The following is a 15,383-nucleotide window of genomic DNA, read 5'->3' as shown; positions in this document are numbered from 1 at the left end:
GAACAAAGATATGAAGAAAATTTTACAAAATAGATATATTAAATATATTTTGCTAGGGATTATATTAGCGTCGTTACCATTTTTGCAGGATATGGGTCTTATAAAAAGTTCTACCATAACTACTTTTGGAACAATATTGTTTTATGCGATAGTAGCAATAGGATTAAATGTTCTTTTAGGGTATTCAGGGCTTATATCTTTAGGAACAGCAGGATTTATGGGGCTTGGAGCTTATTTATCTGCATACTTGACTCAAGATTTAAAGTTACCTTTTTTATTATCACTTATAATATCAATACTTGTACCTCTAATAATAGGTCTTGTAATAGGTCTTGTATCATTAAGGATTTCAGGAATGTATTTGGCTATAGCAACTTTAGCAGTATCAGAGATATTTAAAAAGATATTTATAGAATTTGACAATATAACAGGGGGGTTTTCAGGGAAAAAAGCAGCTTATCCAGAAATATTTGGGTTCCACTTTAATAGAGATACAAGCTTTATATTAATTGTTGTTATATTGATTTTAGTTATGATACTTACAGATAATTTTATACATTCATCAACAGGCAGAGCACTTTTGACCATGAGAGTTAGTGAAGCAGCAGCTCAAGCTATGGGAATAAACTTGCTTAAATATAAGCTTACAGCATTTGCAATTGCAACAGTATATGCATCTTTAGGGGGAGTTTTATATGTTCATTTTATAAGATTTTCTTATCCAGCTACATGGAATTTACTTTTATCTCTACAAATACTTGCAGTAATAGTTATTGGTGGTTTAAGAACTATTACTGGTCCAATTGTAGGTTCAATAATTGTGTTTGGAGTTCCAGAATTAATATTAAAGCAGTTACCTGTTATAGGAAGCATAGATGGACTTGCTTATGTATTCACCGGAGTTTTAATAATAATTGTAATACTATTTTATCCACATGGACTGGTTTATATAGGTAAAGACATTAAAAACTATATTAATAAAAAGAAGGTGAAGGTAAATGAGCTTAATGCAGACGCTTAAGATTGAAAACTTATCCATAGCTTTTGGTGGGTTAAAGGCTGTTGAGGATTTAAGCTTCCACATAAATGAAGGTGAAATATATGGACTTATAGGACCAAATGGTGCTGGTAAAACTACAGTATTTAATTGTATAACACAGTTTTATAAACCTGATCATGGAAAAGTAATATTTAAAAGCTTAAAAAATGAAGATGTTGATTTAGTAGAAAAAAATACTCACGATATTATAAAGCTTGGACTTGTTAGAACCTTTCAAAATGTAGAGCTTATCCAGGATTTAAGTTTGTTAGAAAATTTACTTATAGGAGCTCATATTGATTATAAATCAGGGTCGTTTTCAAATGCATTTAGAACTAGAAAAGCAAAAAAAGAGGAAAAAAACAATATTGAAAAGGGAGAAAAAATCCTTAAGTTTTTGGGACTAGAAGATAAAAAGGCAGAACTTGCAGGTGGTCAGCCATATGGGGTATTAAAAAAAATAGAACTTGGAAGAACACTTATGAGTAATCCTAAACTAATAATTTTAGATGAACCTGCTGCAGGTCTTAATGACACTGAAACCTTAGAACTAGCAAAATTAATTAGAAATATAAGAGATGAATATAAATGCAATATTTTATTAGTTGAACATGATATGAGACTTGTAATGGATATTTGTGATCGAATATGTGCAATATCTTTTGGGAAAAAACTTGCAGAAGGCACACCTAAAGAAATTCAAACTAACAAAGAGGTTCAAGAAGCTTATTTAGGAAAGGATGAGTAAGATGGATAATTTAGCATTAAAAATAAAAAATCTTACTGTTTCATATGGAAGCATAAAAGCCCTAAAAGGAATAGATATAGAAGTTACAGAAGGGCAAATAGTTGCTTTACTTGGAGCCAATGGTGCTGGTAAAACAACTACCTTAAAAACTTTATCTGGACTTGTAGACGCAGAAGGTGGAAGTATAGAGTTTTATGGGAAAAACATCACTAATTTATCACCAGAGAAAATAACATCATTAGGGATAGTTCAATCACCTGAAGGTAGGCAGATATTTTCGGATATTACAGTAGAAGAAAACTTAAGAATAGGAGCTTTTACCCTAAAGAAAAAGAAGGAAATAGAAAAAAACTTTGAAAGGGTTTATGGATACTTTCCAATATTAAAGGAAAGAAGAAAACAAGTAGCAGGAACATTAAGTGGTGGAGAACAGCAAATGCTTGCAATAGCAAGAGCTTTAATGGCTAGTCCTAAAGTACTTCTTTTAGATGAACCATCATTAGGGTTAGCTCCCCTTATAGTAAAGAATATTTTTGAAATTGTAAAAGAAATAAATCAAGAAGGAACAACAGTACTTATAATTGAACAAAATGCGCTTCAAACTCTAAAAATAGCAAATTACGCCTATGTATTAGAAGTTGGGGAAATAAATATTTCAGGAAAGGCAAGTGAGTTAATCCAAGATAAAAGATTATTAGATGCATATCTTGGGGGAGAGTAAAGTCTTTAGGGAGTAATCCTTAATATATAGCCCAAAAATAAATTAAATATATGGAGGGAAATTTCATGAGAAAAAAAATTTCATTACTTTTAGCTTCACTTACATTAACAATGGCTTTTGCGGGGTGTGGTAAAAAAGAAGAAGCTGCTCAAGGTGTTACTGAAACATCTATAAAAGTGGGAAATAGTATAGCTACATCAGGAGCATTTGCCCCAGTAGGGGTTCCATTTAAAGCTGGTATTGAAGCTTACTTCAAAATGGTAAATGAAGGTGGAGGGGTTAAGGGTAGAAAAATAGAGTATGTTCATCAAGATGATGAATTTAACCCTGAAAAAGGAAAGGCTATACTAGATAAACTTGTAAATGATGAAAAAGTATTTGCTATAGTAGGTCACTTTGGAACTCCAGTAGTAGGAGCAACATTAGATGATCTTAAAGAAATAGGAATACCGTCTGTATACTTTGCAACAGGTACAGGAATTCTTTATAACGAAAATGCAACTAAAGGGGAAGGAGATAACATATTCCCTGTACAACCTGTATATCCAATGGAAGGTCGTATAATGACAGCATGGGCTAAAGGAGAGTTTAAGGCAGATAAAATAGGTGTAATTTATACCAATGATGATGCTGGTAAAGACTTAGTTAAAGGAGTTGAAACAGAGGCTAAAAATATTGGTGGAATTGAGGTTGTAAGTGAACAAGTTGCACCAGGAGCTGAGGATGTTTCTGCAGCTGTAACAAAGATTAAAAATTCAGATGTAGATACAATAATAATTGCTGGAATACAAGGTACATTTCCTCAGATAGCAAAAGAACTTGCAAAGCAAGGAAATACAAAACCTGCTATAACAACATATGTAAACGTTGATAAGACTATGGTTAATGCAATAAAAGCAGATGTAGCTGATAAATATGAAGTTTACGGTAATGCATGGGTTGATGTATCATCACCTTCTATGGGCGAGTTCCAAAAATGGGTTAAACAAGCTTCAAATGAAGACTTTACTGCTAATGCTTATGCTATGACTGGTTGGATAGCAGCTGACTTCTTTGTAAAAGGTTTAGAAAAAGTTGATGGAGAAATTACTTGGGAAAACTATATAAAAGCTATGGAAAAAGAACCAATAAAGAATCCTTTTGGTGGAAGTATAGATTTTGCTGGTGGAAAGAGACTAGGTACTCAAGAGATGTCTTTAGCAAAAATGGACTTGAAGAGCCCAACTGGATGGTCTCCACATATTGGATTTAAGAGTATAAATGATATCTTAAAAAAATAAATAGGCTTTATGTTTTGGCTATCAGTCAAAATTCTTTGGCTGATAGCATAAAAACCTAAGGGAGGTCTTATTATGTTACAAACAATTAAATCAAAAGAAGTGATAAATGAAAAATATATAACTATTGAGGAAGCCTTAAGAAAAATTAAAACAGGGGATATTATTGTTTCAGCTCTTGCAGCAGCAGAACCTGTAGAAATTTTAAGAAACCTCCATAAAATAGCTGATAGAGTGGAGGACGTAACTGTTACTACTTGTCTACCTATAGAAATGGCAGAATATTTTATTAATCCTAAATACAATAAATCCTTTAAGATGGACGGTTGGTTTTATACAGCTGCAATGAGAAAAGCTCATGGAAATGGGAACATATCATTTATCCCTAATCATCTGCATTTAGCAGCAGTAAAAAGATTAAATCATAAAAAGCCTAATATATTTATAGGAACTGCAACACTACCAGATAAACATGGCTATGTTTCACTGTCATTAAGTAATGTGTATGAAAAGAGAATGATAGAAAAAGCTGATTTAGTAATTTTGGAGATTAATCCTAATTTTCCAAGAACCTTAGGAGATGTTGAAGTTCATATAAGAGATATAGATTATATGATAGAAACACATTATGCTGTTCCTGAACTTCTTGATGTTGAGCCAAATGAAAAGGACTTAAAAATAGGTAAACTTATATCAGATAGAATTAATGATGGTGATTGTATTCAACTAGGAATAGGTGGAATACCTAACGCTGTTGCTGCTTCATTGGTTGATAAAAAGGATTTAGGAATTCACACTGAAATGTTTACTACAGGAATGATGAAACTTGTAAAATCAGGAGTAATAAATGGAAAAAACAAAAATATTTATAAAGGAAAACATGTTGCAGCTTTTGCACTTGGAACAAAGGAACTTTACGATTTTATAAATGATAATCCATCAGTTATGATAATGGACGGGTATTGGACAAATGATCCTTATGTAATTGGATTAAATGACAATCAAGTTTCTATTAATACTACAATAGAAATAGATTTAACTGGTCAATGTGCATCGGAGTCAATAGGATCTACTCAATTTAGCGGAACTGGAGGACAAGCTGATACTGCAATTGGAGCACAAAGATCAAAAAATGGTCGTTCATTTATAGCATTGTATTCAACAGCTATGGTTAAAAATAAAGAAACTGGAGAAAGAGAAGAGATATCAAAAATAGTTCCCTTCTTAAAACCAGGAGCTGCTGTGAGTTTATCAAGAAATGATGTTGATTTAGTAGTTACTGAATATGGAGTTGCAGAACTTAGAGGAACTACAATCAGTGAAAGAGTTCATAGATTAATAAATATAGCACACCCAAAGTTTAAAGAGGAGCTTTTAAGAAGTGCAAAAACATTAGGGTTAATTTAGAAAAGTTTAGTTGGAGGTGGGAATGTGGCTTTTGTAGAATATAAGGGGAAAAATATTTATTACGAAGTACATGGAGAAGGGGAACCAATTGTAATTTTAAATGGAATAATGATGTCCCATATAAGCTGGAGTTTCTGTATACCAGAGCTTTGTAGAAACAATAAAGTAATACTTCTTGATTTTTTAGATCAAGGAAAATCTGATAAAATGGATAGCTTATATAAGCAAGACATACAAGTTGAAGTAGTTAAAACTGTGATAGATAAATTAAAATTAGATAAAATTAATTTATTTGGAATATCCTATGGTGGAGAAGTTGCATTACAGTTTGCATTAAAATATAAAGATTTTTTAAATAAGCTTATACTATTTAATACCACAAGTTGTACAAATTCATGGCTTAAGGACATTGGAAGAGGGTGGATAAATGCAGCTGAAACAGTAGATCCAGAAACCTTTTATAACGTTACAATACCTGTAATATACTCTCCAAACTTTTATAATAAAAACATTGATTGGATGAATAGAAGAAAAGAAATATTATATAATGTCTTTCAAAAAGAGTTTCTTATGGCAATGGTAAGACTTATACAAAGCGCTGAAGGATATGATGTTAGAGATAGCTTAAATGAAATTAATACAGATACTTTGATTGTAAGTAGTGAACATGATTTTATAACACCAGTAATAGAACAAGAATACCTTTATAAAAATATTACTAATTCAAAATATATATTGATAAGAGAATGTGGTCACGCATCTATGTATGAAAAACCTAATGAATTTATTGGAATATTAAAAGGATATTTGTCTGTTAAGAAAGAAATAAAAATAGTATAATATTAATAATAAGTATGTAAGGGAATACTTACTATATAATTATAACTGCTGAAAGGGAGAAAAAATGAAATACAATAACGATACGAGTAAAAAAATAATGCATGAGGCATTAAAACTATTTTCTGAGCAGGGATATTATCCAACAACAACTAAACAGATAGCAGAGGAAGCTGGGGTTAATGAATTAACTATTTTTAGACATTTTGGGTCTAAGAGTAACTTGTTTCAAGTAACAACTGAACATTATGTAATAGATTCTCATGTTGACTATATATTAAATGACACAGAAGAATTAAGTTTTGAAGATAGTATTATGTTAATAACTGAGAGAATCTATAACTTATTTATTCAAAATACCAAGCTTTATAAGGTTCAAATGAAACTTGCAGACAATGAAAAAGATTTTATTAAACTTAAGCTTTCAAGAAAGTTAGTAAGTGTTCTTGAAGAATATTTTAGTAAACTAAAAGAAGAAAAACGTATAAAAGGAGAGCCTGTAATAATGGCTTTAACATTAATTAATAGCCTCTTAGGGGCATTTACAGTTGAACTTTTAAGCGATAACACAATGACAAAAATTTCATGGCAAGAGTTAGTTAAAGAACATGCAAGACAATTCATTTCATTATATAAAATTTAACAAATAAAAATAATTAATCTTATTCCAGCAGGAAGGATTAATTTTTTTAAAACAACATGTAAGTAATAACTTACATTCATGGAGGAGTAAAATGTTAAGATTAGAAAATAAAGTAGCCCTAGTTACTGGGGCATCTCAAGGAATAGGTAGATCAATAGCTGAAAGCTTCGCAGAAGAAGGAGCTACAGTAATAGGAATTGATATAAATAAATTACCGTACGAAAATAAAAACATTTATGGATATGAAGTAAACGTTGTAGATAGAGCTGGTATTAAAAGTTTTTTTGATTCTATAACAGAAAAATTTGGAAAAGTAGATATTTTAGTTAACAATGCAGGCATTACAAGAGATGCATTAATTCAAAAAATGACTGAAGAAATGTGGGATTTAGTTGTAGATGTTAACTTAAAGGGATTATTTAATATAACTCAGTTAATAGGACCACACATGATGGAAAAAGGAAAAGGTTCAATAATAAATATAGCTTCTGTTGTAGGAGAATACGGAAATGTAGGACAAACTAATTATGCTGCTACAAAAGCAGGAGTAATAGGTTTAACTAAAACCTGGGCAAAAGAATTTGCAAGGAAAGGGGCTAATATAAGGGTAACCTCAATAGCACCTGGATATGTAAATACAGATATGATGAAAACTGTACCAGATAAAGTTTTGGAAAATATAAAATCCAAGACAATGCTTGGAAGATTAGGTGAGCCAGAAGAAATAGCAAAAGCAGTTTTATTTTTGGCTAGTGATGAATCATCTTATATAACAGGACACAATTTGTCAGTTAACGGCGGAATGAGATTATAGGAGGATGGGTATGAGAGATGTAGTTATAGTATCAGCAGTTAGAACTCCAATTGGTAGTTTTGGTGGAGGTTTATCTAGCCTTAGCGCTGTAGATTTAGGTGTAATTACTGCTAAGGAGGCCATAAAAAGAGCAAAAATAAATCCAGAAGAAATAAATGAAGTTTTAATTGGAAATGTTCTTGGATATGGTCTTGGACAAAATATAGCAAGACAAATTTCAGTAAAATCAGGAATTCCAGTTGAAGTCCCAAGTATGACATTAAATAAACTTTGTGGTTCTGGGTTAAGAGCTATAACTTTAGCTGTACAAGAAATTATGCTAGGTGATGCTGAGGTTATTTTATGCGGTGGAACAGAAAGTATGAGCAATGCACCATATATAGTCCCTTCAGCTAGATTTGGTCAAAGAATGGGTAATGGAAAATTAATAGATACAATGATTGAAGATGGGTTAACTGATGCTTTTAATAAATATCATATGGGAATAACTGCAGAAAACATAGCAGAGAAATGGAATATATTAAGAGAAGAACAGGATAAGTTTGCAGCTAATAGTCAAAGAAAAGCTATAGAAGCTCAGAACTTAGGTAGATTTGATGAGGAAATAGTAAAAATAGAGATTCCAAAGAAAAAAGGGGAAAACATCATATTTTATAAGGATGAATATATAAAAGAAAATGTTACCTTAGAGAAACTTAGTAAATTAAAGACGGCTTTCAAAAAAGATGGAACAGTAACAGCAGGAAATTCATCAGGAATTAATGATGGCGCAGCCATGCTTATAGTAATGAGTAAGGATAAAGCAGATGCTCTAGGATTAAAATCATTAGCAACAGTAAAAGGATATGCATCTGCTGGGGTTGACCCTGAAATTATGGGTTATGGTCCTGTACCTTCAACTAGAAATGCTTTAAAAAAAGCTAAATGGACAGTTAAAGATTTAGATTTAGTTGAGGCAAATGAGGCTTTTGCTGCTCAGTCTATCTCAGTTATTAAAGATTTAGACTTAGATTTAGATAAAGTGAATGTAAATGGGGGAGCTATTGCCTTAGGGCATCCAATTGGTTGCTCTGGTGCAAGAATAGTAGTAACATTGCTTCACGAAATGAAAAGAAGAGATGCTAAAAAAGGCTTAGCTACACTTTGTATAGGTGGAGGAATGGGAACTTCAATATTGGTTGAAAGAGAATAATTAAGGAGAGGATTATTATGATAGGTAAAACTATTAATGAAATAAAGATAGGTGATAAGTCTAGCTATAGTAGAACAGTATGTGAAGCTGACGTAATCTTATTTGGAGGAGTAAGTGGAGATTTAAATCCTGCACATTTTAATGAAGAATACTCAAAAAACACTATGTTTAAAGGAAGAATAGCTCATGGAATGTTATCTGCAGGATATATATCTACTGTTTTAGGGATGCAGCTACCAGGACCAGGAACAATATATCTATCACAAGAATTAAAATTTACATCACCAGTTAAATTTGGTGATACAATAACAGCAACAGTGGAAGTTATAGAAAAGCTTGAAGAAAAAAATAGATTAATTTTAGAAACTACTTGCACAAATCAAAAAGGAGATATTGTTGTTAAGGGAAAAGCGATAGTTATGCCGCCTAAATAATACCCAAGCATTAGGAGCTTTAAATTAATTAGCTTTTTATCAAACCCCTTTTTAAATATTTTAAGGATGTAGTAATATTTGTTTCAAAGCAAATTAACTACATCCTTTATGTATATAAAGGTTTATTATCACCTTGGGTTTATGTATAATGGATAGTATATGGGATAGATTGGTATAACTGTAAAAGGGGGAATTTTGTGAAAAGGGTTTTATCTGTTTTTATGCTTGCTGTTTCTTTGCTTATATTTACTTCGTGTAAAGCTAAAAATCCAGTTGAGGTTAAAGAGAAATATATACAAAAAGCAGAATTAACAAAATCAGAAGATGATATTGTTAAATTGGTTGGAGATTATGAAAATCAAATTATGTATGATTTTAATTTAGATGATAAAGTACAATCTATTCAGATAAGCATATATGAATTAAAAGACAACAAATGGGATTCTAACATTGGGAGAACAAGTCAGGAATTTAAAGATATTAAGGGAAGATTAAGTATCAACTTTAATAATTATTTTTACGGATATAAAATTGCTTTTTTAAGTGAAAATTCAAGTGCTTCAACTAAATTTTCAACTGAGAAACCACAAGAGCCTTCAGCTATGGGACAACTCAGCTCATTTCTAGATAATAAAGCCGAGATTACCTACGATAAAGAAATTCCTCTAGTAGTTCAAGGGATAACTTCTGGGAATACCATGACTGCGCATACAGTAGACTACTTTTATACACCAGAAAAATATAAGGAACTTGGATATGATCGTGTTTATGCTGTTACTGTGCTTTTTAGTGAGAAACAAGTAAGTGACTTAAATGTAATAAAAGAGTAATAAACTAATTGTGATTATGTGATATTATTACCATAATAAAGATAACAGGAGGACTTATGAAGAAAAAATATCTTATTGTGGGTTTAATTTTTATAATTATACTACTGTCTATATTTATTAATTTTAGAAAGGCTAGGAGAATAAGTGAAGATACAGCCCTAAGACATAAAATAGTAGACACCATAAAACAATCAGGACATGTAGATTTTTCAGAGGTTACTGATTTTGAATGGGACACAATGTATATATTTATTCCTTATTCAAATCCAAACAATCTATTTAAGGATGAAGGAGTAAAGAGTTATAACTCAATATTTAGTATTGAACAGCTTGATTCAATAAATATGATTGCATTTGTTAAATCAAAAAAACTGGTTGCATTTGTTGAGGTACCTATAGAATATTTTAACAGTGACAAAAACACTAAATATTCTAAAGATTAACCTAGATATGTTAAATATCAAAGGATGCGAAAGACAATAAAATAATGCTTTTTAGAGAGGTAAAGGATATGGAAAATTTAAAAAATAAGATAAATTATAGAGAGATACAAATAGAAGAAATTAATATAAAGCTTTTTGATAATTTAAAGCGTCATCAAAATGTCACTCATTGTTGGAGAAAAATAGATGGAGAATGGGTGATTAAGGAAGTTCGTTTTGTTGAGGAATGGGGAAAAGAAGACTATGCTTTCCTTTCTGAATGTCTTAAAGGTGTTATAAACACAGACGGCGTGGTATATGGTGCTTTTTCAGATGGGATCTTAAAAGGATTTACATCAGTTGATGGTGATTTTTTAGGCAAGAATAGAGATTATATAAATCTTTCAAGTATCCATGTTTCTGAAGACATGAGGGGTTATGGAATAGGAAGAGAACTTTTTAAACTTGCGTCTAAATGGGCAAAAGCTCGTGGTGCTAAAAAGCTATATATTTCTGCCCACTCATCAGTTGAATCTCAAGCTTTTTATAAATCTTTAGGATGTGTTGAAGCAGTAGAGTATGACCAAAAGCATGTTGAGAAAGAGCCTTGTGATTGTCAACTTGAATACATTTTATAACTTAACTTAAGTATATAGGGGGTATTTATTTTGGGGAATAGAAAAAGGGGAGTATTAATAACTATAGTTATTATACTGGTGACCATAACATTTATCTTTTTTTACAAAAAGGATACTAATTCAAAAGAAGAATTAATAGGCAAGACCATTAAAATAGCTTTAGAAAATGGTGAGCTTCCAGATTATAATATTGTAAAAAATTATGAGAATATCATTGTATCCTCAGAGAACTTAGATAATAAAAACCTGAGTGAAGTTTTAAAGCAAAAATTAATAGTTATGACACCTTATGAAATAAAAGAGAAAGCTAATAAAGAGGGAGATTTTCTTTATTTAACTTTTAAGGACATTAGCATAGATAATCAAAACGCTTCAATAGAAATAGAGAACACTTGGGCAATATCAGATAGTAGTAAAGAAACTTATTTAAGTGGCGGTGGAATTAAAGTAAAATTTCATAAAAGCTTTGGAACGTGGAAAGAAAATTCTACTAGAGAGGTTTGGTTATCTTAATATTTTTAATTAAGAGTTTGTAGCAAAATTATGATAATTGTTTTGTTACAGACTCTTTTAAGAATCTTTAATTATTTATTGAGCGTTAAGTTACCTATTTTTAATTGAAAATCCCCTGAGGCCGCATAAATACTATATATAGTTATATAGATATATATATATCTATATATATTCCTAGAAATTTAAAATCACAGAATACAGGGAGGATTTTCTTCTATAATAAAATTAAGGAGATTGAGATGGAAAATATAATTACAGAAAGACTGGTTATAAGAAGATTTGAAAAAGATGATTGGCAAGACCTTTATGAATACCTATCAGATGAAGAAGTGGTTAAGTTTGAACCATATCATGTATTTAATGAAAAAAAGGCTAAGGAAGAGGCTGTACGAAGATCCAGTGATAAGAGTTTTTATGGAGTTTGTTTAAGAGAAAATAAAAAATTAATAGGAAACTTGTACTTCTCCAAAAAGGACTTTGATACCTGGGAGCTTGGTTATGTATTTAATAGAAAATATCAAGGGCAGGGTTATGCTACAGAAAGTGCTAGAGAATTAATTAATTATTCATTTACAAATCTAAATGTTAGGCGTGTTATTGCAAAGTGTAGTCCTAAAAATAATAATTCTTGGAAGCTACTTGAACGTTTAGGTATGAGAAGAGAAGGGTTGCTATTACAAAATGTCTATTTTAAAACAGATAATAATGGAGAGCCATTATGGATGGATACCTATGAATATGCAATGCTAAAATCAGAGTGGGAACAGTTAAACACATTAATACTGTAGAGGCTTCTTCCCAAGCCTCATTAAAGTCATTCTTGTTAAGATTATAATATTCAAATTGTTGAAACCAGAAAGGAATAACCTATGTTTAAACTATGGCTGACATTGGAACTTGCTAATATTCAAAAGAAAACAAACAATATATTCAAAAGTTACGTTAAGCTTGCTCTTATTTATATTGCGCCAACCTTAGGAATAATTTTATTAGGTCTAAGTGGACATAGAGGTACAATAACTGCTAAAACCATAATCATAAATCTAATAATAGTAGCAAATATGATTTCAACCTTAACTCACTTTATTATCTACCTCTCTTTTTTCAAAAACTTGGAGAAAGATGTAATTATAAAATTTCTTCCTGATAAATTACAACCATATATAAAGGTAAGAGTATTTATGGTATTAGTAAAATGGACTTTACCTTTAGTTTCAGCTATTTTGCTAAGCTTAAGACCTGTACTAAATATATCAAATCCTTTGTTTATCTTATCTTCTATTTTATTTATAGCTAGTTGGTTTATTTTTAACTATTTAATTGCTATTTATATAAGATACTTCTTAAATACTATAAATAGGAAGATGGAAAAGGTACTAAAATTTATATTAGGTTTTTGGGGAACATTCACATTTATTGTACCTAACTACGGAGCTTTTTTATACTTAAATGAAATTTCTCCAGATTTAAAAAAGGAAGTTCCTATTACAAATATCAATATAAATATTTTTCATATTATAACGCTTATTCTCATATTTATATTAGCTTTAGTTCTTTTTTATTTTTCAGAAAATCATTTAAATCTTAACATAAGAAAAATAGTGAAAAATAGGAGTGAAAAACCTTTTAGAAAAAGGAATCAGCATATTGAAAAGCTTCTATTAAAGGTAACAGAAAAATTATTTAGAAATATTACTCCTATGGATAAGCTAGTTCTTCAAAAGGATATAAAGGAACTTTCTAGAGATAATAGGGGGGCAGTATTTGGAATACTTATTACTCAGATTATTTATATTATTTGTGTTATAGCAATATATCATGATATTGATATAAGTGGAGTAAAAAGCAGTATTGAAATTTCTATGAGCATGAGCTTTATTATCTTTATATACATGGGAATTATATATTGGACTAGTGGACGTTTTTCTATAAAAGATATTCTTTGTGTTAGTGAAGATACTGATCTACTTGGAAAATACAATATAAACTTCAATAGAGAAGATTTAATAAAAGTTAAACGAAACTTTGCAGGTCTAATTCTATTTTATCCAATGGGTATTATTTATGTTGTTGCACTTTTAACTAGATATAATATATGGGGATGGCTTGGACTGATTTCTTCACTTTTTACTTTTATAATATTAGAACGACTCTTAAGTTTAAATTTAGTAAATAAGATTAATGGTGAGGTAAATAACAAAAGAATATTTAGGTGGATAAACACACTTCTAATATTAGCTGCAATCAATTTATTTACCCAGCTATTAATGAGAGGATATGAGCTTCCTATAATCAATAGTGCATTAATGTTAATTGGTACAAACGTACTTTTGATAATTATTTATATGTTTAATTTGTATATTAAGAAGTTTAATTTAAGAAAGAGAGAAAACTAACATGTTAAAAATTGATGATTTGAACTTTTCTTATGATGATGAGAAAAAGATATTAGATGGAGCCTCATTTAAAATTGAAACAGGTAAGATATACTGTCTTTTAGGAGTAAATGGTTCTGGAAAAACCACCTTATTTAACTGCATAACAGGATTTTTAGACTCTAATATTAATCTAGATAAAAAATTTGTAAATGAAGAGATCTTATATATTCATGATGAAATGTCTTTTTATAAAAACTTAACTGGAAGTGAGTTTTTAGATTTAATTCTAAAACTTAAAAAAGTAACAATAGACTTAACTGAATATAATAGATTAGTAGACGAACTTAGAATGAAAGAATATATAGATAATCCAATAGGCATATACTCTTTAGGTACTAAGCAAAAGTTAGTTTTAATAATTGGTTTCTTATTAAATTATAAATATATCCTAATGGACGAGCCTTTTGGTACAATAGATTTTATATCTGCTGAAGTTATAATAGATACCATTAGAAGATACGTAAATAAAGGAACAACAGTTGTAATATCAACACATTTAATAGATATAGCTAAAGACATATCAGATACAATTCTATTTTTGAACAATGGGAAGATATATGAAGTTAAAAATAATTTTAATACACCAGAGGAAATGAAGAATTGGATAAGAGGATTAGTTTAACAATAAAATATTCCAAGGGACTGCCATATTACTAATAGGTCAGTCCCTTTTATTATGTTTTTTTGCTAAAACAAGAAGATAAGCTGGTGGCTCATTAGGATTTAATTCAGAGACGGTCTTTTTTTCTATATGGAACTTTTCTGTAAAAGAATAAAAGAAGTTTGGAAGCGAAGAATAAAGGAACTTTGGAAGCTAAGAATATAAGAACTTTAGAACCAAAGTTCCGCCTTAAGAATATAATTGTAGTAAAGAAAGTAAATAGTGAGGTTATTAATATGACAGATAAAAGAGAAAATCCAGAGTTCACAGATGAGGATTCTTCCGAAGAGGACATAATAGAAGATTGGGCTATAATGCAACCATATGATTATGTGGAAAGAGAAATTTTTCATAGTACCATTAATAAAAATACTAAAGTAATAATGGATAATGGGGAGCTACAGAATGAAGAAGAAAATGTTGAGAAAATAAAAATTAATGATGAAAATAAAGCCAAGAGTTCATCAAACAATATTGATAGATTGACAAGAGTTATGAGTGAAGAAGAGGGACAAAGTAAAAGGAGTTATTTACTAAGAAATGTAACAATAAGGAGGATGGGAGAATTAAAACTACTACACCCAGATATTAATATACCATTAAATAGAATAATAGATATGGCGCTAAATCATTACTATTACTATATAAAAGAAGGCGGAGAATTTAGAGAGTATTAAAGAGGATACATTATATTGACAATGTCATTAAGTTAGTCATTGAACATATTTGATAATTTATGCAGAGGATATCTACCGGAATATAAGATACC

The 15,383-nt window shown here is 30.1% G+C and carries 18 protein-coding genes; all 18 read left to right on the top strand.

What is annotated here, in order from left to right:
- The first annotated feature begins 10 nt into the window (after positions 1-10).
- The 18 genes from L1S49_RS09600 (at position 11) to L1S49_RS09515 (ending at position 15,291) form a co-directional block, all read left to right on the top strand.
- The gene (locus L1S49_RS09600) at positions 11-1,021 is read left to right on the top strand and encodes a branched-chain amino acid ABC transporter permease (protein ID WP_238903925.1); all 1,011 of its coding nucleotides are present in this window, start codon (positions 11-13) and stop codon (positions 1,019-1,021) included.
- The gene (locus L1S49_RS09595; protein ID WP_238903923.1) at positions 999-1,787 is read left to right on the top strand and encodes an ABC transporter ATP-binding protein; all 789 of its coding nucleotides are present in this window, start codon (positions 999-1,001) and stop codon (positions 1,785-1,787) included. The genes L1S49_RS09600 and L1S49_RS09595 overlap by 23 nt, the downstream gene beginning before the upstream one ends.
- Position 1,788: 1 nt before the next feature.
- Entirely contained in the window at positions 1,789-2,508 is a 720-nt protein-coding gene (locus tag L1S49_RS09590) for an ABC transporter ATP-binding protein (protein ID WP_238903921.1), read from the top strand.
- Positions 2,509-2,573: 65 nt separating this feature from the next.
- Entirely contained in the window at positions 2,574-3,788 is a 1,215-nt protein-coding gene (locus L1S49_RS09585; protein WP_238903919.1) for an ABC transporter substrate-binding protein, read from the top strand.
- 72 nt (positions 3,789-3,860) lie between these two features.
- Positions 3,861-5,192, top strand: a complete 1,332-nt coding sequence (locus tag L1S49_RS09580) for an acetyl-CoA hydrolase/transferase C-terminal domain-containing protein (RefSeq protein WP_238903917.1) — start codon at positions 3,861-3,863, stop codon at positions 5,190-5,192.
- Between the two features lie 24 nt (positions 5,193-5,216).
- Entirely contained in the window at positions 5,217-6,032 is an 816-nt protein-coding gene (locus L1S49_RS09575; RefSeq protein ID WP_238903915.1) for an alpha/beta hydrolase, read from the top strand.
- Between the two features lie 64 nt (positions 6,033-6,096).
- A complete protein-coding gene (locus L1S49_RS09570; protein ID WP_238903914.1) occupies positions 6,097-6,672 on the top strand; it encodes a TetR/AcrR family transcriptional regulator in 576 nt (191 codons plus the stop codon).
- Positions 6,673-6,763: 91 nt separating this feature from the next.
- On the top strand, positions 6,764-7,486 hold the full coding sequence (locus L1S49_RS09565) for a beta-ketoacyl-ACP reductase (RefSeq protein WP_238903912.1): 723 nt from the start codon (positions 6,764-6,766) through the stop codon (positions 7,484-7,486).
- A 10-nt stretch (positions 7,487-7,496) separates the two neighbouring features.
- Positions 7,497-8,678 (top strand): acetyl-CoA C-acetyltransferase, encoded by a 1,182-nt coding sequence (locus L1S49_RS09560; RefSeq protein WP_238903910.1) that lies wholly within the window; start codon positions 7,497-7,499, stop codon positions 8,676-8,678.
- Positions 8,679-8,695: 17 nt separating this feature from the next.
- Positions 8,696-9,112 (top strand): MaoC family dehydratase, encoded by a 417-nt coding sequence (locus tag L1S49_RS09555; protein WP_238903908.1) that lies wholly within the window; start codon positions 8,696-8,698, stop codon positions 9,110-9,112.
- 197 nt (positions 9,113-9,309) lie between these two features.
- The gene (locus L1S49_RS09550) at positions 9,310-9,942 is read left to right on the top strand and encodes a hypothetical protein (protein WP_238903906.1); all 633 of its coding nucleotides are present in this window, start codon (positions 9,310-9,312) and stop codon (positions 9,940-9,942) included.
- A gap of 56 nt (positions 9,943-9,998) precedes the next feature.
- Positions 9,999-10,385, top strand: coding sequence for a hypothetical protein (locus L1S49_RS09545; protein WP_238903904.1), 387 nt, complete (start codon positions 9,999-10,001; stop codon positions 10,383-10,385).
- A gap of 68 nt (positions 10,386-10,453) precedes the next feature.
- Positions 10,454-11,002: a GNAT family N-acetyltransferase gene (locus tag L1S49_RS09540; protein WP_238903902.1), complete on the top strand. Its 549-nt coding sequence runs from the start codon at positions 10,454-10,456 to the stop codon at positions 11,000-11,002.
- Between the two features lie 30 nt (positions 11,003-11,032).
- A complete protein-coding gene (locus tag L1S49_RS09535) occupies positions 11,033-11,515 on the top strand; it encodes a hypothetical protein (protein WP_238903900.1) in 483 nt (160 codons plus the stop codon).
- Positions 11,516-11,754: 239 nt separating this feature from the next.
- Complete coding sequence (locus L1S49_RS09530) at positions 11,755-12,303, top strand: GNAT family protein (RefSeq protein WP_238903898.1); 549 nt, start codon at positions 11,755-11,757, stop codon at positions 12,301-12,303.
- A gap of 81 nt (positions 12,304-12,384) precedes the next feature.
- The gene (locus L1S49_RS09525) at positions 12,385-13,911 is read left to right on the top strand and encodes a hypothetical protein (protein WP_238903896.1); all 1,527 of its coding nucleotides are present in this window, start codon (positions 12,385-12,387) and stop codon (positions 13,909-13,911) included.
- 1 nt (position 13,912) lies between these two features.
- The gene (locus L1S49_RS09520) at positions 13,913-14,575 is read left to right on the top strand and encodes an ABC transporter ATP-binding protein (protein WP_238903894.1); all 663 of its coding nucleotides are present in this window, start codon (positions 13,913-13,915) and stop codon (positions 14,573-14,575) included.
- 161 nt (positions 14,576-14,736) lie between these two features.
- Complete coding sequence (locus L1S49_RS09515; protein WP_238903891.1) at positions 14,737-15,291, top strand: hypothetical protein; 555 nt, start codon at positions 14,737-14,739, stop codon at positions 15,289-15,291.
- Positions 15,292-15,383: the final 92 nt, after the last annotated feature.

The sequence above is a fragment of the Clostridium sp. YIM B02506 genome (assembly GCF_022324845.1).
GTDB lineage: Bacteria > Bacillota > Clostridia > Clostridiales > Clostridiaceae > Clostridium_T > Clostridium_T intestinale.
Note: the sequence above shows the minus strand (reverse complement) of the source record. Positions and strands in the feature narration are given on the sequence as shown.